This window comes from Tissierella praeacuta DSM 18095, assembly GCF_900128955.1.
Taxonomy (GTDB): domain Bacteria; phylum Bacillota; class Clostridia; order Tissierellales; family Tissierellaceae; genus Tissierella; species Tissierella praeacuta.
Genome location: NZ_FQTY01000012.1, coordinates 32,037 through 54,201, shown reverse-complemented (window position 1 = coordinate 54,201; position 22,165 = coordinate 32,037). Strand labels below are relative to the sequence as shown.

23 protein-coding genes are annotated in these 22,165 nt (G+C 30.5%); 20 read left to right on the top strand and 3 right to left on the bottom strand.

All coding sequences use genetic code 11. The annotated features are described in order from the left end of the window. Window positions 1-49 precede the first annotated feature (49 nt). The 9 genes from BUB33_RS11445 to tsaD all read left to right on the top strand — a co-directional run bounded on the left by BUB33_RS11445 (window position 50) and on the right by tsaD (window position 7,072). Window positions 50-625 (top strand): RNA polymerase sigma factor, encoded by a 576-nt coding sequence (locus BUB33_RS11445; RefSeq protein WP_200778206.1) that lies wholly within the window; start codon window positions 50-52, stop codon window positions 623-625. Further along, entirely contained in the window at window positions 618-2,063 is a 1,446-nt protein-coding gene (locus tag BUB33_RS11440; protein WP_072976456.1) for a hypothetical protein, read from the top strand. The genes BUB33_RS11445 and BUB33_RS11440 overlap by 8 nt, the downstream gene beginning before the upstream one ends. 520 nt (window positions 2,064-2,583) lie before the next feature. After that, a complete protein-coding gene (locus BUB33_RS11435) occupies window positions 2,584-3,054 on the top strand; it encodes a GNAT family N-acetyltransferase (protein WP_072976454.1) in 471 nt (156 codons plus the stop codon). A gap of 247 nt (window positions 3,055-3,301) precedes the next feature. Then, entirely contained in the window at window positions 3,302-3,838 is a 537-nt protein-coding gene (locus BUB33_RS11430; RefSeq protein ID WP_072976451.1) for a hypothetical protein, read from the top strand. Window positions 3,839-3,917: 79 nt separating this feature from the next. Beyond that, window positions 3,918-4,289, top strand: a complete 372-nt coding sequence (locus BUB33_RS11425) for a hypothetical protein (protein WP_072976449.1) — start codon at window positions 3,918-3,920, stop codon at window positions 4,287-4,289. A gap of 158 nt (window positions 4,290-4,447) precedes the next feature. Beyond that, window positions 4,448-4,906, top strand: a complete 459-nt coding sequence (gene tsaE, locus BUB33_RS11420; protein WP_072976438.1) for a tRNA (adenosine(37)-N6)-threonylcarbamoyltransferase complex ATPase subunit type 1 TsaE — start codon at window positions 4,448-4,450, stop codon at window positions 4,904-4,906. Beyond that, window positions 4,903-5,604 carry a tRNA (adenosine(37)-N6)-threonylcarbamoyltransferase complex dimerization subunit type 1 TsaB gene (gene tsaB / locus BUB33_RS11415; protein ID WP_072976437.1) on the top strand — a complete coding sequence of 234 codons (702 nt, stop codon included), beginning with the start codon at window positions 4,903-4,905 and terminating at the stop codon, window positions 5,602-5,604. Before tsaE ends, tsaB begins: the two co-directional genes overlap by 4 nt. A gap of 22 nt (window positions 5,605-5,626) precedes the next feature. Next, complete coding sequence (rimI, locus tag BUB33_RS16620; RefSeq protein WP_234950042.1) at window positions 5,627-6,049, top strand: ribosomal protein S18-alanine N-acetyltransferase; 423 nt, start codon at window positions 5,627-5,629, stop codon at window positions 6,047-6,049. A gap of 18 nt (window positions 6,050-6,067) precedes the next feature. Next, window positions 6,068-7,072, top strand: a complete 1,005-nt coding sequence (gene tsaD / locus BUB33_RS11405) for a tRNA (adenosine(37)-N6)-threonylcarbamoyltransferase complex transferase subunit TsaD (RefSeq protein WP_072976435.1) — start codon at window positions 6,068-6,070, stop codon at window positions 7,070-7,072. A gap of 164 nt (window positions 7,073-7,236) precedes the next feature. Here the strand turns inward: tsaD and abc-f are convergent, their stop codons facing one another. Further along, window positions 7,237-9,150 carry a ribosomal protection-like ABC-F family protein gene (abc-f, locus tag BUB33_RS11400; RefSeq protein WP_072976434.1) on the bottom strand — a complete coding sequence of 638 codons (1,914 nt, stop codon included), beginning with the start codon at window positions 9,148-9,150 and terminating at the stop codon, window positions 7,237-7,239. Between the two features lie 223 nt (window positions 9,151-9,373). Here abc-f and BUB33_RS16775 point away from each other — a divergent pair, with 223 nt between their 5' ends. Next, on the top strand, window positions 9,374-9,661 hold the full coding sequence (locus tag BUB33_RS16775; RefSeq protein ID WP_264175366.1) for a CC/Se motif family (seleno)protein: 288 nt from the start codon (window positions 9,374-9,376) through the stop codon (window positions 9,659-9,661). Window positions 9,662-9,700: 39 nt separating this feature from the next. On the opposite strand, the gene BUB33_RS11395 is transcribed toward BUB33_RS16775, so the two are convergent. Then, on the bottom strand, window positions 9,701-9,928 hold the full coding sequence (locus tag BUB33_RS11395) for a hypothetical protein (RefSeq protein ID WP_234950041.1): 228 nt from the start codon (window positions 9,926-9,928) through the stop codon (window positions 9,701-9,703). A 135-nt stretch (window positions 9,929-10,063) separates the two neighbouring features. On the opposite strand from BUB33_RS11395, the gene BUB33_RS11390 reads away from it, so the two are divergent. From BUB33_RS11390 to BUB33_RS11355, 8 genes are all read left to right on the top strand, one after another. Beyond that, entirely contained in the window at window positions 10,064-10,705 is a 642-nt protein-coding gene (locus tag BUB33_RS11390; RefSeq protein WP_072976433.1) for a redox-sensing transcriptional repressor Rex, read from the top strand. A gap of 219 nt (window positions 10,706-10,924) precedes the next feature. Then, window positions 10,925-12,064: an acyl-CoA dehydrogenase gene (locus tag BUB33_RS11385; protein WP_072976432.1), complete on the top strand. Its 1,140-nt coding sequence runs from the start codon at window positions 10,925-10,927 to the stop codon at window positions 12,062-12,064. A 19-nt stretch (window positions 12,065-12,083) separates the two neighbouring features. Then, window positions 12,084-12,875: an electron transfer flavoprotein subunit beta/FixA family protein gene (locus tag BUB33_RS11380; protein WP_072976431.1), complete on the top strand. Its 792-nt coding sequence runs from the start codon at window positions 12,084-12,086 to the stop codon at window positions 12,873-12,875. A gap of 30 nt (window positions 12,876-12,905) precedes the next feature. Continuing rightward, window positions 12,906-14,132, top strand: coding sequence for an electron transfer flavoprotein subunit alpha (locus BUB33_RS11375; RefSeq protein ID WP_072976429.1), 1,227 nt, complete (start codon window positions 12,906-12,908; stop codon window positions 14,130-14,132). A 159-nt stretch (window positions 14,133-14,291) separates the two neighbouring features. After that, window positions 14,292-15,560 (top strand): Glu/Leu/Phe/Val family dehydrogenase, encoded by a 1,269-nt coding sequence (locus tag BUB33_RS11370; RefSeq protein ID WP_072976427.1) that lies wholly within the window; start codon window positions 14,292-14,294, stop codon window positions 15,558-15,560. Window positions 15,561-15,633: 73 nt separating this feature from the next. After that, the gene (locus tag BUB33_RS11365; RefSeq protein WP_072976424.1) at window positions 15,634-16,512 is read left to right on the top strand and encodes a DNA-3-methyladenine glycosylase family protein; all 879 of its coding nucleotides are present in this window, start codon (window positions 15,634-15,636) and stop codon (window positions 16,510-16,512) included. A 147-nt stretch (window positions 16,513-16,659) separates the two neighbouring features. After that, window positions 16,660-17,373: a hypothetical protein gene (locus BUB33_RS11360; RefSeq protein ID WP_072976422.1), complete on the top strand. Its 714-nt coding sequence runs from the start codon at window positions 16,660-16,662 to the stop codon at window positions 17,371-17,373. A gap of 1 nt (window position 17,374) precedes the next feature. After that, window positions 17,375-19,519, top strand: coding sequence for a DUF3160 domain-containing protein (locus BUB33_RS11355; protein WP_072976420.1), 2,145 nt, complete (start codon window positions 17,375-17,377; stop codon window positions 19,517-19,519). A 30-nt stretch (window positions 19,520-19,549) separates the two neighbouring features. Here the strand turns inward: BUB33_RS11355 and BUB33_RS11350 are convergent, their stop codons facing one another. Continuing rightward, window positions 19,550-20,218, bottom strand: a complete 669-nt coding sequence (locus tag BUB33_RS11350; protein WP_072976416.1) for a Crp/Fnr family transcriptional regulator — start codon at window positions 20,216-20,218, stop codon at window positions 19,550-19,552. Between the two features lie 135 nt (window positions 20,219-20,353). Between BUB33_RS11350 and asrA the strand changes: the two genes are divergently transcribed. Both asrA and asrB read left to right on the top strand, forming a co-directional pair. Next, window positions 20,354-21,376 (top strand): anaerobic sulfite reductase subunit AsrA, encoded by a 1,023-nt coding sequence (gene asrA / locus BUB33_RS11345; RefSeq protein ID WP_072976414.1) that lies wholly within the window; start codon window positions 20,354-20,356, stop codon window positions 21,374-21,376. Beyond that, window positions 21,376-22,164, top strand: a complete 789-nt coding sequence (gene asrB, locus BUB33_RS11340) for an anaerobic sulfite reductase subunit AsrB (RefSeq protein ID WP_072976412.1) — start codon at window positions 21,376-21,378, stop codon at window positions 22,162-22,164. Before asrA ends, asrB begins: the two co-directional genes overlap by 1 nt. Window position 22,165: the final 1 nt, after the last annotated feature.

Genomic DNA, 22,165 nt, shown 5'->3' with positions numbered 1-22,165 from the left:
CTTCATCTATTTTTATTATAATTTTGGAAATATGTCACAAAATCTAATTTTGAATTGTTATAAGGGTACAGTTGACTGGAAAAAAGAAAGGGGTGAAGCCATGGAAGATATAGATAAAAGATTTGCAACTGGAGGAGAGGCTATATTAGAAGAGGTAATTAATCTCTATGGTGAAAAGCTCCTCCGCTATGCAACAGCAATTTTATGTGATTATCAAGAGGCAGAAGATGTAGTACAAGAGAGTTTCCTCTCGGCATATGAAAATCGCAATAAATTTGATGGAGAAAATTTGTCTGCATGGTTATATAAAATCACATATAATCGCAGTTTAAATCAACTAAAAAGACATAAGATATTTTATTTTAGTGAAATTCATAGTGAAGCAGTGTTGGGGGAGCAAGACGAAGGACTAAGTGATGAAACACTTCGAGCTTTGCGAAAACTTAAACCTAAGGAGCGGGCATTACTATATGGGAGGATAATGGAGGATCAAAGTTATGAGGAACTATCTTTGCTTACTGGTATTTCTCCATCGACCTTACGAAAGCAGTATCAAAGAGCAAAGAAGAAATTGGCAAAACAAATAAATATTGAATACAGTAGAAAGGAGTTTGAACATGAGTAAATTAGATATTGATGAGCAAAAAATATATGATATGTTTTCTCAAATTACTGTTGATTCAAGCAAAATTACAAAGCAAGTGAAAAATAGATTACAAAAAACATATACTAAAACACAAACTAGCAGACATAGACTATTTCTAAGGCATATAATCGTAGCTATGGTGTTATCCATGTTCTTAGTTGTTAGTGCAACTGCTGCAGTATTGGGAAATTTCCAATGGTTTATGAAGAAATTTAATCCAAGTTTTGGCAAAGTTGTAGAACCTATTGGAGTCTATAGTGAGGATCAGGGCATTAAAATGGAGGTAATTGGTGCACAAAAATATGACAATAGAGCAATTGTATATCTATCTCTTCAAGATATGACAGGTGAGAATAGATTGACAGAAAAAACTGCCTTTAGAGATGGATTTAGTGTTAAAATGAATCAGCGAACTCCAGATAAATTCTTAGGAACTAAGGATTCTTTGTTGTCTGGATTTTCCTGGAAACAAAAAATGATTTATTTTGATTCAGATACTAATACTATTTATTATGAATTCAATATAACTACTGACTTAGATACTCCATTATCAGATCCATTGGAGCTTGGTAGTTCACTAATTTATTTTGATGAAACAGCTTATGAAGAAGAACCAATAAATTTATGTCTTTCAACAATTAAAGACAAAGATACTGTAACTATTGATAAAGTACAAGTTTGGGGTGGTAGAAATGTGGCAGACAATTATAGTTTATATACAAAAGCACTTTTACCAGGCAATTATGCCAGTATGCCTCATGGTGAAAAAGACCAATGGATTTCTAATATAGGTATTATAGATGGAAAATTACATGTTCAGACAGGTAAGATTTTTAATAAAGAATTTGGCACCAGTGACCCAACCATTGATATAAAAGATAAAGATGGAAATTTAATATCCTATGACTATAGTTTAGTTTTACTTGCAGATGGAAAAAATAATTTTCTAGACTTCGAAAGAAATGATTATGGTGATGCTATATATAAGTATGAAGAATTTATATTTTCTATAAATTTAGAAGACCTTAGCAAATATACTCTTTCCTATACTGGTGCAGTTCATTCTGGCGTTGAAGGTAATTGGAGAGTTGTGGCAAATTTAAATAATTCAAACCCAAATATTCTCACTTGGACAAATGATATTTCATTTGAAGGACATGTTTTTGAATATATAACATTAAGTCCTTTAGGATTACAAGCAATGGGTACCTATGAAGAGGATGATTGGCATATTAGAGAGATGATAATTAAAGTTGAAACTGTAGATGGTATTATTCAATTGAAAGGTGGAGGAGGAAGTCGAAATCCTGCAAATCATACTTTTAATTTAAATTGGGATATAGAAACTCCTATTGATGTTACAAAAGTTACAGCTATAATTATAGATGATACTAGAATACCCATTGTTACTAACTAAAACTATTTGTACCAAGATAATAACAAAAATATCTTTAAATAATAATATGAGAATAAAAATACAATAAAATAGTTTAAAAAATAACACTAGAGAGGATTAACCAGTAAACCAATCCTCTCTAAAATTATGTCTATAAATTAATTCTATGTTATTCTTCAGAATTTCAAGGTCATATAACAATGACATCAGAATGAAACAGAGATAAATCAAGGGTATTAAAGCTTTGTCTAAAAATATAGTAAATACATATTATAATGTATTTCTATATGTAATAGTCCACATATAGTATATACTATATTTAAGAAGTAATTTTTAAAGAGGTAATTCATAGGAGAATCAACTTAGCTAAATGGAGTAATATTGTAGCAATTCCTATGCTAAAAACAAACAATAAAAAATAAAATTTGAGCTTTTAGCTGAACAATTCAAGGGGGAAAGATTAAATTAAAGTATTGGATTAAATTGAAAGGCAGTTGTATATATAGGATTGTGTGAAATAATTATTATGAAGGAGAAAGATATGAATAATTATATTATTAAAGAATTAACTGAGGAGTATGCAATAGAAATTTGTAATTGGAAATATGAGAAAGAATATGCTGTTTATAATTTTTCAGATTATGATACGGTAGTTAAAAATGGATGGGGTTTATCAATAAAGGAAAAGAGGGAAGATGAATTTATAGGCATACTTTATAATGATGAGTTAATTGGATATGGAAGGATTACAAATGATTGTGGTAAAAGTATTATTGGTATAGGATTGAAGCCTACTTTTTGTGGAAAAGGTTATGGTAAAGATATAATGAAGCTATTAATAAAAGAGTCTAGGAAGAGATATCCTCAATATCCGGTGACACTTGAAGTAAGATCCTTCAATAAAAGAGCCATAAAATGTTACTTAGATGTTGGATTTGAGATTAAAGATAAATATATTAGAGATACATTTGATGGTAAAGATGAATTTTATTATATGGAATATTCATTATAGTAGAAAACAATAAAAGTATTTAACAACATTTACAAATTCCATCTTAATAATATATGTTGTGGTTTAACTGGTATACCTTCAATTATTAATCAAAGATTTTTGCGTTAAGATAATAATATGGATATGTTAAAATACTAGAATATTATATAGATAAGGATGGATTTTTAAATTTAAAGAATTTAGCTTAAGTAAAAAATCACTAGGTATGGAAGTAAAGGCTAAAAATAATTTATAAGGGGCAGATTAAATGAAAAGATATATAAGTATTCGTCATTGGGATTATTGGTTTGGTATATATGGGTTTTGTGAATTTCCTAGTGAAGTTGAATTTGATATAACAACGGATTTAGAAGGCGAAGATATAGTATTTCATTTTGATTTAATGGATCTGGACTGTATGGAATATTTTATAGGAAATAATCTTTATATAGAGAAAGAGGATAAGGAATATAATAAATTTTTAGAAGCTCATGAGAAACTTTTAAATGGATTAGAATTTCACTTAGTAACAATTATTCGTTATCCTACTAAAATATCTGGGGACAATGTTAGTTATAAAATGTTTCCTAAGTATAAGAGAGGTTGTTTATTAGATATAAAAAATAATAAAGGAGAATCCTCCTATTATGCAGATATATTTATTAATAAAAGAAATGATTTAGCACCTTGGAAGTTAATTTATCATATGAAAAAGATAATGTTAGATTTATTTGGAAGGGAAGTAGATTTGGAGATTACTGATATTCCAAGCTATGAAGAAACATTAAATTCATTTTTTGAATAGATAGGAGGAGTAATTAAAGTAATGGATTTATAGATAAGATACCCATAAACAAAGAAAATAATTTGAGAGGTGTAATAATATGAACTTCTATGTAGATGGTAAATATAGCGCATTTGAGGAACTCATGCATTACTATCATATAAATTTTAATGTATACTATATTTTGGTTTTTATAGTATTTATAAACTGTATTAAGGCAATAGTAAATTTTTATTCTATTAAAAAATCTAAGGTGTCAAATGTTTTTTCAAGTAACATGGACTTGCTTTTAAGCATACTAGCTGGTATGGGGTTAGGATGTGGGATGTTTTTTCATGGAGTATTTGCTGACATGTCATCCAAATATTTTAAGATTTGGGGAAACAAAATGTTTATTTTAAGTTTAGTTGCTTTTGTTTTATTTATTATTCAGATTATTTTTATACAGAAAAGTCAAAATATAAAAGAATAAGACAGATGGGAAGTTATTTTAATAAAAATTCAACTTTTCTTCAACTCAACCTTCGGCACAGTAGTATTATCAACCGTTTCTTTTATTTATGGAATTGTTAATTTTTATTATCCTATGTTATAATATAATATTAGCATACAAATGAAAGGTTGATATTTTTGGAAATAAGATTAGAGGGATTAGAAGAAACAAAAGAGATGGGAATTAAATTAGGCAATATCCTAAAGAGTGGAGATATAGTTTGTCTAAATGGTGAACTAGGTGCTGGAAAGACTACATTAACTAAATCAATAGGTTTAGGTCTTGGAGTTACTGATTACATAACCAGTCCAACTTTTGCTTTAATAAACGAATATAATGGAAGAGTGCCAGTTTATCATTTTGATGTATATAGATTAGAGAATGTAGAGGAAATTTATGATTTAGGTTTTGACGAATATTTTTATGGTAAAGGTGTCTGTATAATAGAATGGGCAGAAAAAATAGAAAGATTATTACCTAAGGAAAGAGTTATATTAGATATAGAAAAGGGTAAAGCTTTAGATGAAAGGATAATAAATATAAAAGGATCCGGCAATAGATATATAGAGATACTTAAGGAGTTGGAGAAAAATTGAAGATATTAGCTTTAGATACATCAACTATGATGGCAACTTGTGCAATATTAGATGAAAATAGAGTATTAGGAGAGTATTCTTTAAATCAAGAGGAAACTCATTCTGAAAAATTAGTACCTATGGTTAAGGAAGTTTTAGGTAGTTTAGATTTAAAGGTTAGTGATATTGACCTTTATGGTGTAGCCATAGGACCTGGTTCTTTTACAGGTCTTAGAATTGGTGTGGCAACAGTAAAGGCCTTTGCCCATTTATTTAATAAACCAGTAGTAGGTATATCTACTTTAGAAGCCTTAGCCTTTAATTTGCCTTATGGAGAAACAATTATTCCAATGATTGATGCAAGAAGAGATAGGGTTTATACAGGCGTATATACTTGGGAAGACGGTAAGATTAAAACAATAATGGAGCCAGATGTACTTAATATATATGATTTATTAGATATTATTGACAAATGCTATGCTCAAGTATTAGTAAATGGAGATGGCTCTCTTCTACATAAAGAAAAGATTAAAGGTAGGTTAAAGGAAAAAGTTATTTTTTCAACTATTGGTAACAATTTTTGCAGAGCTACTAGCATAGGAGAGTTAGCAATTATTAAATATAATGAAGGAATTAAGGATGATTATTTTACTTTAGTACCAGAATATTTAAGGGAATCACAAGCTCAAAGGGAATTAAGAGAAAGGGAGCAAAGATAAAATGGGTATTATTATCCGTAAAATGAAAGAAGAAGATTTAGATAGAATAATGGAGATAGAGAAGGATGCTTTTACTACTCCTTGGACAAGGGAAGCTTTTTTACTTGAAATAACTAAAAATCAATTAGCTAGATATATTGTGGCTGAAATAGACGATGTAGTAGTGGGATATGGTGGTATATGGCTGATATTAGATGAAGGACATATAACTAATATTGCAGTGGAAAGCAAATATAGAAATATAGGTGCAGGCAAAGCCATAGTAGAAGCTCTTATTTCCTTGTGTATTAAGCAAAATATTGGTGGGATGACTTTAGAAGTAAGAGAATCTAATATAGTAGCACAACATTTATATAAAAATTATGGGTTTATTGAATCAGGAATTAGACCAAATTATTATGCAGATGATAATGAAAATGCAATAATTATGTGGAAAAAATTATAGAATTAAGAGGTGTATAGTATGTTGACATTAGCCATAGAAACTTCCTGTGATGAAACGTCAGTTGCTGTGATTAAAAATGGGAGGGAAGTTTTATCTAATATAATATCTTCTCAGATAGATATTCATAGGAAATTTGGAGGTGTAGTACCAGAAATAGCTTCAAGAAAGCATATAGAGAGTATAAACCCTATTATACAAGAAGCATTGGATAAAGCAAATATTGGATTTGATGATATAGATTTAATAGGAGTAACTCAAGGACCAGGATTAGTAGGAGCCTTACTTATAGGTATATCAACTGCTAAGGCATTAGCCTATGGATTAGATATACCTATTATTGGAGTAAACCATATAGAAGGTCATGTCTGTGCAAATTATATTGAGCATAAGGAGTTGGAGCCACCTTTTACTTGTTTAATAGTATCTGGTGGACATACTTATTTAGTACAGGTAAATAGTTATACTAGCTATGAATTAATAGGCAGAACAAGAGATGATGCAGCAGGAGAGGCATTTGATAAGGTAGCTAGAGCTTTGGGACTTCCTTATCCAGGAGGTCCAGTTATAGACAAATTATCTGAAAGTGGAAATAAAGATGCTATAAATTTTCCACGAGTAATGTTAGAGCCAAAGTCCTATGACTTTAGTTTTAGCGGACTTAAAACGGCAGTACTAAACTATTTAAATCAAAGGGAACAAAAAGGTCAGGATATTATAGTAGAAGATGTAGCAGCATCTTTTCAACAGGCTGTATTAGATGTGCTTGTGGATAAATCCTTTAGGCTTGCTCATGAAAGAAATTCTAACAAAATAGTTATAGCTGGTGGAGTAGCTGCAAATCAAGGTCTGAGAAATATGATGGAAGAGAGAGGAAAAAGTGAAAATATAAAGATACTTTACCCCTCTAGGATATTATGCACAGATAATGCAGCAATGATTGGTGCAGCAGCATATTTTAACTATAAAGAAGGTAAGAAATCGGATTTATATCTAAATGTTGTACCAAGTTTAGACCTAATTTGATATTTTTTAACAAATTATTCCACATATTGTCCACAGATAATAAGATGATTTATTACAATAAACTGTGGACAATGTGAATAATATATGGAAAACCTTAAAATAAAGGCCTTAGATTGTGGATAAACTTGTGGGTATTGTGTATAAGGTGTGAATTATATGTGGAGTTATCCTTCCGTCAATAAAATCCATTCATTATATAACTCATCTAATGTAATTTGAATTAATTCTCTTTTTTTTGTTAATTCAACAATTTTTTCAGGCTCTTCATATATTAGAGGGTTACAAAGAAGATTATCCAATTCTTCAAGTTTACATTCTTCTTCATTTATCTTTTCTTCTAAATTAGTTATTTTCTTTTTCTTAGCTCTTTCTTCTTGTATTAATTCCTTTTCTTTTCTTTTTTCTAGTTTTATTTGAGTCTTTGTCTTGCCATCATCTTCATTTTCTACATATATTATTTCATTTTTCTTTTCCAAATAATAATCATAATTTCCTAAATATTCCTTAATCCCATCTACAGTTAATTCTAAAATTTTATCTGTTACCCTATTTAAAAAATATCTATCGTGAGATATTACAAATAATGTACCTTCATAATCCAGTATTGCTTCTTCTAAAACCTCTTTAGAGTCTATATCTAAATGGTTAGTCGGCTCATCCATTAATAGAAAGTTTGCATTGGATAACATTAATTTTAGTAAAGAAAGTCTTCCCTTTTCTCCACCACTTAAATCTGAGATTTCCTTAAATATATCATCACCTATAAACATGAATTGACTAAGGATTGTCCTTACTTGGTAGTGATCAAAGTTTGGATTTTCATCCCATATTTCATCTATAATGGTTTTATTTAGATTGAGTCTATCCATTTCTTGGTCAAAGTAACCAGATACAACATGATGACCAAGGGTTATACTTCCATTATCTTTAGGAATTTGCCCTAGGATTATTTTAAATAAAGTGGTTTTTCCAATACCATTAGCACCAATAAGTCCAACTTTTTCTCCCCTGTAAATATTAAAATGTATATCTTTTAGAAGTTTTAAATCTCCAAAGGATTTTTCAAGGTTTTCTACTTGTAAAACATCTCTACCTGATTTTATCTTTGGTTCAAATTTAATTCTTGCTTTTTTTTGATCACTTGGTGGTTTAGGTAGTAGTTTCATTTTATCCAGCATTTTTTGTCTGGATTGGGCAAGACCATGATATCTTTCTCCTCCATAAGCTTTAAATCTCTGAATTATTTCTTCTTGCCTTTTTATTTCTTTCTGCTGATCTTCAAAATGTTTTTTATATAATTCTAGTTCTTTTTTTCTTCTATCCATGAAATTAGTGTAATTGGTGTTGTAAATATTTAATTTTAAGTTTTCTAAGTGAAATATTCTATTTACAACATTATCTAAGAAATATCTATCATGGGATATTATAAGGGCAGCTCCTTTATAATCTTTTAAAAATTTTTCTAGCCATTCAATAGCATCTATATCTAAATGGTTAGTCGGCTCATCTAATAATAAAATATCTGGCTTTTCAAGAAGTAGCTTGGCTAGTGATAAACGTGATTTTTGTCCGCCGCTAAGGATATTAACCTGTTTTTCTAAATCTTCATCATTAAAACCTAAGCCTTTAAGTGTACCTTTAATTTCTGATTTATATCCATACCCATTTAAAGATAAAAATTCTTCTGACATATGAGCATATTCATCCATTAAGATATTTAACTTTTCAGTGGTACCTTTTTCACTTTCCAATGAAATTTTATGTTCAAGTTCTCTTAAATTTTCTTCCATTTTTATTAAGGGAAGAAAGACTTCCAAACATTCATCAAAAACATTTTTATTGCTCTCTATTTTTGTGTGTTGTTTCAAATATCCAATTTTTACATCCTTTTGAATATATATATCCCCACTATCTTGATGGACTTCACCGCTTAAGATATTGAAAAGGGTGGTTTTACCTGAACCATTTAGCCCAATTACCCCAATTTTATCCCCATCTTCTACAGTAAAACTAAGACCGTCTAAAATAGTATCTATTACATAAGTTTTAATTATATTGCTACATGAAAGGACTAACATTTTATTTCCTCCTAAATATTATTGAATTATAATCAATGTAAAAGTCCTATTTTAATTTTTATATAAAGAATTTTTTCTCAATAAATCTTAAGAAAAACTTCTTTAATTTTAATATTTCTATAGAAACTTTTCTTATATTGTACCAAAAAATATGTTTCTTTTCCATTGCCTTTGATACCCCCGTATGGTAAAATAAAATAAAATTATCTGATGAGGGAGAAAAATGGAAATATATATTACTGATAAGGCAGAGAATCATATAAAAAATAAGTCCCAAAATAATTCTATACAGATTATAGTTGAAAAGGTAGGAGGAGGGTGATGCATAAGTTATCAACCATCAGTGAAGATGGGAAAACCCTATAATGAAAGTTCTTTTACTATGTATAAAGTAGGAGGTATAGATGTATATATTTCTCCTAATATTAGAGCACGCAACAATACATTAAAAATTGGTCTAAATAAGATACTATGGATAAAGTCTTTAAATGTAGATGGTGTAATTTTGTGATTAAATAAAGAAAATACTCCTATAAATATTAGGAGTATTTTAAGACTTTAAATCTAATTCCATTGATAATGAAGATAGAATTTGATCAATTAGATTTAAATTACATTTACCTTCCTTAGTATAATGAATACAATTTATACAATTTTCATATTTATCTTCATAAGCACGAACAGAAGATGTTAAACTGCTTGATACTAGATTGTTTCTTGAAGGGTCATATTCATTGCAGTATAAAGCTATTTTTCTAAGTTGCTCCTTACTAGCCATTATAACACTCCTTTCAGAGATTATTATGTCAAAAAAGGTAATTAAATATTCAAAAAACATTATATGTGCAAATTGACATATTAATATCATAATGTTATAATAGTCTGTAAAATATTATTAGGTGGTGATTACAGAATGGACAGAGACAGCAGGGTTTCCATAACAGTTATAAGGAGATTGCCTAAATATTATAGATATTTGGGAGATTTATTAAATAAAGGTATTAATAGGATTTCATCTCAGGAATTAAGTAAAATGACAGGCTTTACAGCTTCTCAAATAAGGCAGGACTTGAATAATTTCGGTGGATTTGGACAACAAGGCTATGGATATAATGTAGAAGAACTACATAATCAATTAGCTAAAATACTCGGGTTAGAAACTATATATAAGGCTGTAATAGCAGGTGCAGGAAACCTAGGTCAGGCCATAGCAAATTATAAAGGTTTTGAAGATGCTGGTTTCAAAGTACTTTCACTTTTTGATAAAAATCCAAAACTTATAGGTCTAAGAATTAGAGATATTGAAATAAGAGATGTGGATACTATGGTTGATTTTATTAAGGAAAATAATGTAGACATAGGAATCATTACTTCTCCAAAAGATAATGCTCAAGAAATAGCAGATGCTTTTATAAAAGCAGGAGTTAAAGGTATTTGGAACTTTGCACCAATAGATTTAAATGTTCCCGAAGATATGATAGTAGAGAATGTACGTTTAAATGAAAGTTTATTTACGCTTTCTTACTTTCTAAAGGATAGGTATGCAGAGATTTAGTTGTTAATGGAATGACAAGAATTATAAAAGAATAAGGAAAATAAGTGAGAAATCAATTTAAAAACCTAATTAATCAGTTAATTTACATTTAATCTGATTAGTTGGGTTTTTTATATTTTAAATTAAAGACAAAAATTTAACGATATTAGTGGAAATAAAAAAATAAATGGCTTATAATGAAATTAGGGATAGCCAATATATTAGGGAGGGAAATAATATATGAATTTCAATTTAACTAAAGAGCAACAAATGGTAAGAGATGTAATGAAGGAATTCACTGAAAAAGAGGTAAAACCTATTGCTGCCGACATTGATGAAACGGAAAGATTTCCGAGAGAAACCGTAGACAAAATGGCAAAATACAATATGTTAGGTATACCTTTTCCAGTAGAGTATGGCGGAGCAGGTGGAGATGAATTAGCCTATGCCATAGCAGTTGAAGAGTTATCAAAGGCTTGTGCTACTACAGGAGTTATATTATCAGCCCATACATCCTTAGGATGTTGGCCAATATATAAATACGGAACAGAAGAACAAAAACAAAAATATTTAATTCCTTTAGCAAAAGGAGAACATTTAGGTGCTTTTGGTTTAACAGAACCTAATGCTGGTACTGATGCTGCAGGACAACAAACTACAGCAATACTTGATGGAGATAATTATATATTAAACGGTTCAAAAATATTTATTACAAACGGGGGACAAGCAGATACATATATAATATTTGCTATGACAGACAAGAGCAAAGGAACTAGAGGAATATCTGCTTTTATAGTTGAAAAAGACTGTGAAGGATTTAGTATAGGCAAGATTGAAGAAAAAATGGGTATTAGAGCTTCGGCTACGGCAGAATTAATATTTCAAAATTGCAGAATTCCAAAGGAAAATTTATTAGGGAAAGAAGGAGAAGGATTTAAAATAGCCATGTCTACCCTTGATGGCGGCAGAATTGGTATAGCTTCTCAGGCACTTGGTATTGCAGCAGGTGCATTAGATGAAACGGTAAAATATTTAAAAGAAAGACAACAATTCGGTAGACCTTTATCTAAGTTCCAAGGTATTCAATGGATGGTAGCAGATATGGCTACAGAGATTGAAGCGACTAGACTTTTAGTTTATAGAGCCGCATATAATAAAGCTAATAATCTTCCATATAACAAAGAAGCAGCTATGGCTAAACTATTTGCAGCAAATTGTGCTATGAATGTAACTACTAAATGTGTTCAATTATTTGGTGGATATGGATATACAAAGGATTATCCTATGGAGAGAATGATGAGAGATGCTAAGATTACTGAAATATATGAAGGTACATCTCAAGTTCAACAAATGGTTATAGCAGCTCAGGTATTAAAATAATTTGTATAGGAGGAAGAAAATGAATATTATAGTATGTTTAAAACAAGTACCAGATACTAATGAAGTAAAAATAGATCCAGTTCGTGGAACTCTTATTCGTGAAGGAGTACCAAGTATTATAAATCCAGATGATAGGAATGCTTTGGAAGAAGCCCTAAGACTCAAGGATGAAAATAAGGATATAAAGGTAATAGTACTAAGTATGGGACCTCCTCAAGCAGATGTTGCTCTTAGAGAAGCCTTAGCCATGGGAGCAGATGAAGCTGTATTATTATCTGATAGGGCTTTTGCTGGCTCTGATACTTGGGCCACATCTACAGCTTTAGCAACAGGAATTAAAAATATAAAGGATTATGATATTATTTTATGCGGAAGGCAAGCAATAGATGGAGATACGGCACAAGTTGGGCCTCAAATTGCTGAGCATTTAAATTTACCTCAAATAACTTATGTTGAAGAATTAAAGATTGAAGATAATAAGATTATAGCTAAAAGGGCATTAGAGGATGGATATTTTGTTATAGAATCAAAGATGCCTGTTCTTTTAACAGCTATAAAAGAATTAAACGAGCCAAGATATCCTTCGATTAAGGGCATATATGATGCTCATAAAGGTGACAAAGTAAGAGTTTTATCTGCCAAGGATATAGAGGCTGATTTTAGCAATTTAGGATTAGATGGCTCTCCTACTCAAGTAAATAAATCCTTTACACCACCAGGAAGATCTGGTGTAGGTGAAATACTACAAGGAAATGCAAAGGAAACTGCTAGAGAGTTAATAGTTAAATTGAAAGAAAAACATCTTATTTAATATAATCATTGGATAAAGGGGGAAATTTAAATGGCTGTTAAGGTTATAGAATTGAAATGTATTGGCTGTGGTAAATGTGTTAGAGTATGTCCATTTGATGCTATTGATATGATAGATAAAAAGGCTAAAATAAATGAAAAATGTACGGCTTGTGGTCAATGTGTAGTTGCTTGTCCTGTAAAGGCAATAGAAAAAGAAGAGAAAAAATTTAGAGCTGGCGGTGTAGATGTAGAACTATATAGAGGTGTTTGGGTATTTGCAGAACAAAGAGATGGAGAATTACTTAATGTGGCTATAGAGTTAGTTGGAGAAGGACGAAAGATAGCCGATGCATTAGAAACAGAACTAACTGCAGTATTATTAGGTAAAGATGTAGATAATTTAGCTGAAAAACTTGTTAAATATGGTGCGGATAATGTTTTATATGCTGATCATCCTCTATTAAATGTCTATACAACTGACGGATATACTAAGATTATTTATGATTTAATTAAGGAAAGAAAGCCTGAAATTATGTTAATAGGTGCTACAAATATTGGTAGAGATTTAGGACCTAGAATATCTGCTAGAGTACACACAGGTCTTACTGCTGACTGTACTAAACTAGATGTAGATTTAGAGAACAGAAGACTTATGCAAACACGTCCGGCATTTGGTGGTAATCTAATGGCAACGATTATATGTCCAGACCATAGACCACAAATGTCTACAGTTAGACCGGGAGTTATGGAAAAGGCTAAGTATGATGAAAGTAGAAAGGGTAATATAGTTAAATTTACTCCAGACCTAAAGGATGAAGATATAAGAGCAAAGGTTATAGAAGTAGTTAAGGGTGGTAAAGCAGAAGTACAATTAGAAGAATCTAAAATAATAGTATCTGGTGGTAGAGGGCTTGGAAACCCAGAAGGATTTAAGCTAATTGAAGATTTAGCTAAAAAGCTTGGTGGAGTAGTAGGTGCCTCGCGTGCTACAGTTGATGCTGGCTGGATAGAGCATGGACATCAAGTAGGGCAAACAGGAAAAACTGTTAGACCTTCACTTTATGTTGCTTGTGGTATTTCTGGAGCTATTCAGCATTTAGCTGGTATGCAAGATTCTAAGGTAATAGTAGCTATAAATAAGGATGCAGATGCACCTATATTTAAGATTGCTGACTATGGTATAGTGGGAGATGTTTATGAAGTATTACCAGAACTTATAGAAGCTTTAGATAATGTTGATGATATAATGGAGGCATTTAAAGGTTTAAATAAATAGATTTAATCTATTTATAATTGGTAATTTAACCGATAATTGCTAATTATATAAAAATTCTGAAATGTTTACAAAAAAATTCCATTGTGTTATAATTTCAGTGAAATGATATACGATTAAGCATAAAGTTTCGCTATTAAAATTATAGGGAGGTTTTGTTTAATGTCAAAAGAAAGTTTAAATCCATTAGAAAGTGCTCAGTTACAAGTTAAGCATGCCTGTGATAAGCTAGGACTAGAGCCAGCAGTTTATGAATTACTTAAAGAACCACAAAGAATAATTGAGATTTCGATTCCAGTTAAAATGGATGACGGAACCATAAAAGTATTCAAAGGGTATAGGGCATCACATAATACAGCAATTGGACCTGCTAAAGGTGGAATTAGATTCCATCCAGGGGTTAATCCAGATGAAGTTAAGGCATTATCAATTTGGATGACATTTAAATGTGGAGTTATGGGAGTTCCTTACGGCGGTGGAAAAGGTGGAATAACTGTTGATCCACTTCAATTGTCACAAGGAGAACTAGAAAGATTAGCTAGAGGCTATGTTCAAGGACTTCATAAATATCTAGGGGAAAAAATAGATGTTCCAGCTCCAGACGTAGGATCTAACGGTCAAATTATGGCTTGGATGGTAGATGAATATATTAAGTTAAATAATGATAATATGGCTTTAGGTGTACTTACTGGTAAACCAGTTCAATGGGGTGGCTCACAAGGGAGAAATGAAGCTACAGGATTTGGAGTTGCAGTTATAGCAAGAGAAGCAGCTAGAGAATTAGGTATGGATATGACTAAGATATCAGTTGCTATTCAAGGTTTTGGAAACGTAGGTAGATATACAGTTAAAAATGTACAACGTCAAGGTGCAAAAATTGTAGCTATAGCTGAATGGGCACCATCAGTTGGAACTTATGCATTATATAATGAAGATGGATTAGACTTCTATGATATGGAAGCTTACTTCAATGAGCATAAAAATTTAGTAGATTATCCAAAGGCAAAAATGATTTCATTAGATGAATTCTGGACACTTGATGTAGATATGCTAATTCCAGCAGCTTTGGAAAATGCTATTACAGAAGATGTAGCCAAAGTTGTAAAAGCTAAATTAATATGTGAAGCAGCAAACGGACCTATTACTCCAGGTGCAGATGTTATATTAAAAGAAAGAGGAATTACAGTTACTCCAGATATTTTAACAAATGCTGGTGGAGTTACAGTTTCTTACTTTGAATGGGTACAAAACCTATATGGCTACTATTGGTCAGAAAAAGAAGTAGAAGAGAAACAAGAAGTTGAAATGGTTAAGGCATTCAACGCAATTTGGAAACTTAAAAACGAATATAATGTTACAGTAAGAGAAGCAGCTTATATGATTTCAGTTAAGAAAGTTGCTGAAGTAATGAAATTAAGAGGATGGTATTAATATATAAAAAACTGGCTTATGCCAGTTTTTTTATTTTAAATAAGGGTAAAATACTAAGGGAAAGGAGAGTATTATGAAATATAATATAATTGAAGAAAAAGGAAAGATAATATTAAAAGATATAAAAAATTTTGAGCCTAAACATATATTTGAATGTGGGCAAGCCTTTAGATGGAAAGTAGAAGAAGATAAATCCTACACTACAGTAGCCTATGGGAAGGTACTTAATGTAAAGAAAGAAAATGATGATATTATACTATCTAACACAAATATAGAAGACTTTAATAATATTTGGTATAATTATTTTGATTTGGATAGAGATTATGATGAGATAAAAAAGGAATTATCCAAGGATCCCATATTAGATGAAGCAATTAAATTTGGAGAAGGGATTAGAATACTGAACCAAGAACCCTTTGAAATGGTAATATCCTTTATAACATCAGCTAATAATCAAATACCTAGAATAAAAAGATCCATAGAGTTAATGTCTAAACATTATGGAGAAAAAATTGTGCCAGGAGAACAGGAATACTATAGCTTTCCAACAGCAGAAAACTTGTCAAATGCTAAACCAGAAGATTTAAAGGAAATATGTAAAGTAGGCTTTAGAGGAGAAAGAATTGTACAGACAGCAAGGATTATAGCAAATGGCGAGTTAGACTTAAACTCAATCTATAATTTAACAAGAGATGAAGGCAAAGAGCTTTTAATGACTTTACCAGGAGTAGGACCAAAGGTTAGTGACTGTATTTTGTTATTTGCCTTTAATAAAGATGATGCTTTTCCAGTAGATGTATGGGTAAAAAGAGTTATGGAACATTTTTATTTAAAAGAAGATACTAATGTGAAGCTAATAGGAACACATGGTGCTAGAATATTTGGAAACCTTGCAGGATTTGCCCAACAATATTTATTTTATTATGCTAGGGAGTTGGGAATAGGCAAATAGAAGAATTGGCAATTTAAATAATGAATAATAGTTATAACCAGAGTCTATTAGGCACTGGTTATTTTCGTATTGTAAACTATTTGTAATTTATTCTTTGTATAATATTGCTATACTGTTAGTAAAGAGATAAGATAAAGTGGTGAATAAATGCGTAGATTAAAAGCAAAAATAATACTTCTCTATATTTCTATAATCTTACTTGCCTTGTTTTTATTTTTTTCATCTAATCAAGTTAAACTTCCTATAGAAATAAAAGATAAAGTCGTAGATTATGCCATAGGAAATATCAATGGAGATAATATAGACTATTTAGTGGTATTAACAGGATCAAGGGGGAGAAAATTCGGGAAGGAAGTAATTATCTATTCTCTAAAAGATATGAAAGAAATATATAGAAGAAATTTCTCGGAATTTAAACCTTGGAAAATAGCCATAGGAGATATAGATGGAGATGGAAAAGACGAAGTATCTGTTGGTATGTATAAAAAATCTCCCTTTCATCAAGTAATGGCAAAAAGACCATTTATATATTCTTTTGAGAATGGGAGATTGGAACCTAAATGGAGAGGCTCAAGACTATCAAAACCCTTTACTGATTATGATTTTTATGATATAGATGGAGATAGTATAGATGAAATTATTTCAGTTGAAATATTAGAGAGTAATAGAAAGATTATTAATACATATAAATGGAAAGGATTTGGATTTGAGGGATACTTAGAGTCTAAAGATTATGAAGATTTAAAAGACTTAACTATAGAGAATGAAAGATTAAATATTGGAATTAAAGAAGGACGAGATAAATACTTGGGGGTAGTAAAATTAAAAGATAATAATTTAATAATAGAAAGGGAGGATTAGGTTGAAAAGAAAATCATTCTGCTCAATTACTTCATTTATTTTGGCAGCAGTTATTTTGATGACTGGATGTACTACTGATGTATCAGGAGATACTAAAAATGATAAAGAAATTAATAAGGAAATAAACCATGGATTAATAAATATAGGAGTTCCCTATGAGCCCTTAAAATTTGAAATAAAAGTTGAGCCTTATATGGTGAAATCTGATTTATCTAATATTGAAAATCTGACGAAGTTTGGTGAGTTTTCTAAGGAGCAATTAGAGCTTATAGTGAAAAATAATTTTGTAGTAAATCCTACAAAACAAGAGCAATTATTTTATATCTACGAAGATAATGAATATAAGAACATACCATCATTTATCACTACAGATTCAGTTTTACAAGTATATCATATATTTTATGATTATACACTACGAACATTAGAGAATGATAAATTATTGGGATTAGTAGAGGAAATGACAGATAGTATGTTAATGGACTCTATTAATATTTATAATAAACTAAATAATAAAGAAATTAAGGATATTCAATTAAAGAATATTGGTTTTTTTGCCACTGCACAGCTCGCATTAGAAAAGGAAATTCCAAATGAAGTACCAGAACAGGCAAGAAAGATAGCCTTGGAAGAATTAGAGAAAATTAATGCACATTCTGGATTTGAGAAATCTAGTTTATTCCCATATGACCTAGATTATAGTCAATTTACTATTAGGGGACATTATACTAGATCAAAAGATTTTGAGAGATATTTCAAGGCTATGATGTGGTATGGGCAAGCTCCATTCCCATTATATTTTCATAATGGTGAGAGAAATATAGAGCAGACTTTACAGGCTCTTTTAATTACCTATAGTTTATATTCTAATAAGGAGAATTATAATAAATGGGAAAATATATATGAACCAACTAATTTCTTTGTTGGAAGCTGTGATGATTTAAGTGTTTATCAATATGGAGAATTATTATTTAGCATATATGGAAAAACTCCAAATTTAAATAAATTAAAGGATAAGAAAAAATTAGATGAATTTTATGAAGAAGCAGATAAATTGCCGGAACCAAGGATAAAAGCAAAATATACCACTGTAACTACTCCAGTAGGAAAACAGTTTAGATTTATGGGGCAAAGGTATATCTTGGATTCTGAAATTATTCAAGAATTAGTAGAGCCTATAATTAGACCAATACCTTCAGGGTTAGATATAATGGGAGTATTAGGCTCGGAAAGAGCAAAGGAAATTCAACTATCTAAAAATGATCAATCTTGGGAAGAGTATCCTATTAAATTTCAAAAATTAAGGAATGAATTTTCAAGGCTATCTGAAGAGGAATGGATGGGAAATATGTACCAAGGATGGCTTTGGACATTATTTGGGTTTCTTGAACCCTTTGGAGAGGGTTATCCGTCTTTTATGACTAATGAGGCATGGGTGGATAAAAATTTAAATACAGCGCTTGGTTCTTGGTCAGAGTTAAAACATGATACTGTTCTTTATGGTAAACAATCTGGTGCAGAATGTGGTGGTGCAGGATTTGAAGAAGTAATAGGATATGTGGAGCCTAATATAGAAGTATATGAAAAATTACTATGGTTAACTAAATTCTCAAGAAAAAACTTATCTGCTAGGGGCTTAGCCATAGAAGGCATAGATATGAAGATGGGAGAATTTGAAGAAATTCTAGAGTTTCTAATCAATTGTTCCATAAAAGAATTAAGAAATGAAGAGTTGACAAATGAAGAGTATTTTCAAATTGAGGTATATGGAGGTAGACTAGAACGTTTAACAGCTTCCTTTGCTGGAGATTATTTACGATGGTTTGAAATAACTTCTGAAACCGATAAGAATATGGCAGTAATAGCAGATTTCCACACTATTGCACCAAATCCTCAGAGTGATGGAGGATATATGGAAACAGGAGTAGGTTCGGCATATGAAATTTATGTAGTAGTACCTATAGGAGGGAAACTATATCTTACAAGAGGTGCAGTATTTAGTTATCATGAGTTTATATCTAATGAAAGATTAACAGATGAAAAATGGCAAAAACTCATAAAGGAAGATAAACAACCACCTATGCCTGAATGGACAAATTCTTTTATAAGGGAAGGAAAAGGAGAAATACCTTATCCAGAATATGAATAATTAAAAACATGCTCAATATTGAGCATGTTTTTAATTTATATAGTCCAAAAGTCTATCTCTATCTATAATTATAATACTATGACCCTTTAGAATAACAATACCTTTATTTTCTAACTCTTTTAAAAAGCGATTAACAGTTTCTCTAGAAGCTCCAACCATATTAGAAAGATCCGTTTGATTTATAGGTGCATCTATTAAAGTATAATCATCTATTTTTTTGCCATAATCCCTTGATAACTTCCATAGCCTAGAGGCTATTCTTTGACTGGTATTATAGATTCCAAGATTTAAGATTTGCCTTTGACTTCTACGTATTATATGTGTTAGGGAAGTAAGAATAAGAAGATTCAACTCAAAATCTTCTTTCATAAGTTTAAGCAAAATATCTTTATCTATACTAATTAAAGATGCATCACTAACAACCTTTGCAGTAGTTGCAGTAAGTTTTCCATCAATAGCACATTGATTTATAAAATCTCCAGTTGAAAGATAATATAAATATTTTTCTTTTCCTTCTATAGATGTTTTTGACAATACTATATATCCAGAGGAAATAAGATAGATTAGGGGATTTTGCTCTGATTCTAAGTAAATAACAGTTCCTTTAGTATATTCCATATAGGTGGAATTTTTTAAAAACTTTTCCTTTGTTTCTTTTGATATATTTCTCCAAGACTTGAAATTATCTAACTGAATCATAGTCAATACCTCCAACTATGTATTTTAACTTTATTTTATTATTCTATCATAATTGTGATAGATTTCACAGTCTGTTTGTTTTATATAATATATAATTGGTTAAAGCGTTACTATAATTAGCAAGGAGGGTGCTCAATGAGTTATGAAATAAGAAATAATAAATTTAATTCCTATCTTGAAAAATGGAGTAAAGATTATGAAATCTATGGGCCTGTTCGAATACTAGGAGGAGGAAGGTTTTCTGATACGGATAATATACGTTATGAAAAAATCAAAAACATTGAAGATATTGAGTATAAAGAAAAATCTATTTTTTCTGCAAAGGAAGTATTATTTCCAGTAACAGAAACAATTTTCAATATTCAAGAAGAAAGACTTAGTGAACCAAATTATGAGAATAAGAAATATCTAGTTTTTCTTCGTTCCTGTGATATTCATGCAATAGATAGAATGGATAATATATTTTTAAAAAATGGAAGTTTTCAAGATCCTTATTACAAAAGAAGAAGAGAAAATACTAAATTTATTTTAATGGGATGTAATAATAGTTTTGAGAACTGTTTCTGTGTATCTATGGAAACTAATAAAACAGATAATTACTCTATGGGAATTAAGTTTTTTGATGATAAGGTTTATATTGAAGTCAAAGACCCAATATTTCAAGAAGAGTTTAAAGGGGAAAATGAAGTTGAATTTACTCCCGATTATGTCTTAGAAAATCATTATAATGTTACAGTTCCTGATGTGAAAAAATTAGATTTCTCTTTATTTAATGATGAAATGTGGAAGGATTATGAAAACAGATGTATTGCCTGTGGTCGTTGCAATTTTTCCTGTCCAACATGTACTTGTTTTACAACAACAGATATTCATTATAAAGAAAATCAAGATAATGGAGAAAGACGCCGTGTGTGGGCAGGTTGTCAAGTAGATAAATTTACTGACATGGCAGGAGGACATTCCTTTAGGAGAGATTATGGGTCAAGAATGCGTTTCAAGACAATGCATAAGGTTTATGATTTTAAAAAACGTTTTGGAGAAACAATGTGTGTTGGCTGTGGGCGATGTGATGATAGATGTCCAGAGTATATATCCTTTGCACGTTGCATTAATTTAGTTTCAGAAAAGGTTAATGAAGAAAATAAGGAGGAGAAATAATGAATCCATATATGACTTATCCTGCAGAAATAAAGAAAATCATCAAACATACAGATATTGATTACACATTTTTTGTTGAAAAGATTATGGAAGTTAAAGGAGGGCAATTTGTTCAGGTATCTGTTCCTAAATTTGGAGAAGTGCCTATATCCATCAGTGATTTTGATGATGAATTAATGGAGTTAACCATAAGAAAAGTCGGTCGTGTAACAGATGGGATTTTTAATAAAGAGATAGGAGATTTTTTGCAAATTCGTGGTCCCTATGGCAATAATTTTCAATCGGAAGTCCATTTTGGTAAGGATTTAATTATGGTAACAGGTGGAACTGGTCTCGCTCCTGTAAAAAGTGTAATTAATTATTTTCATAGGAATTTAGATAAAATAAATAGCTTTAAATTAATTAGTGGATTTAAATCCTCACAAGATATTCTATTTAAAGATTCTTTTAAGGAATGGGAAAAGAATATGGATATTTGTCTGACTATTGATAGACCAGAAGAAGGTTGGAGGGGAAATACAGGATTTGTAACAGAGCATGTAGCTAAACTTAATCTTCCCAATATAGAAAATGTCAGTGTAATCATGGTGGGACCGCCGCCCATGATGAAATTTACTGGAATTGAATTGTCAAAATTAGGTATTAAAGATGAACAAATTTGGGTTTCATTTGAAAGGAAGATGTCTTGTGGAATTGGAAAATGTGGACATTGTAAAATTGACGAAACATATGTCTGTTTAGAGGGTCCAGTATTTAGATATGATAAGGCTTCTAAATTAATAGATTAAG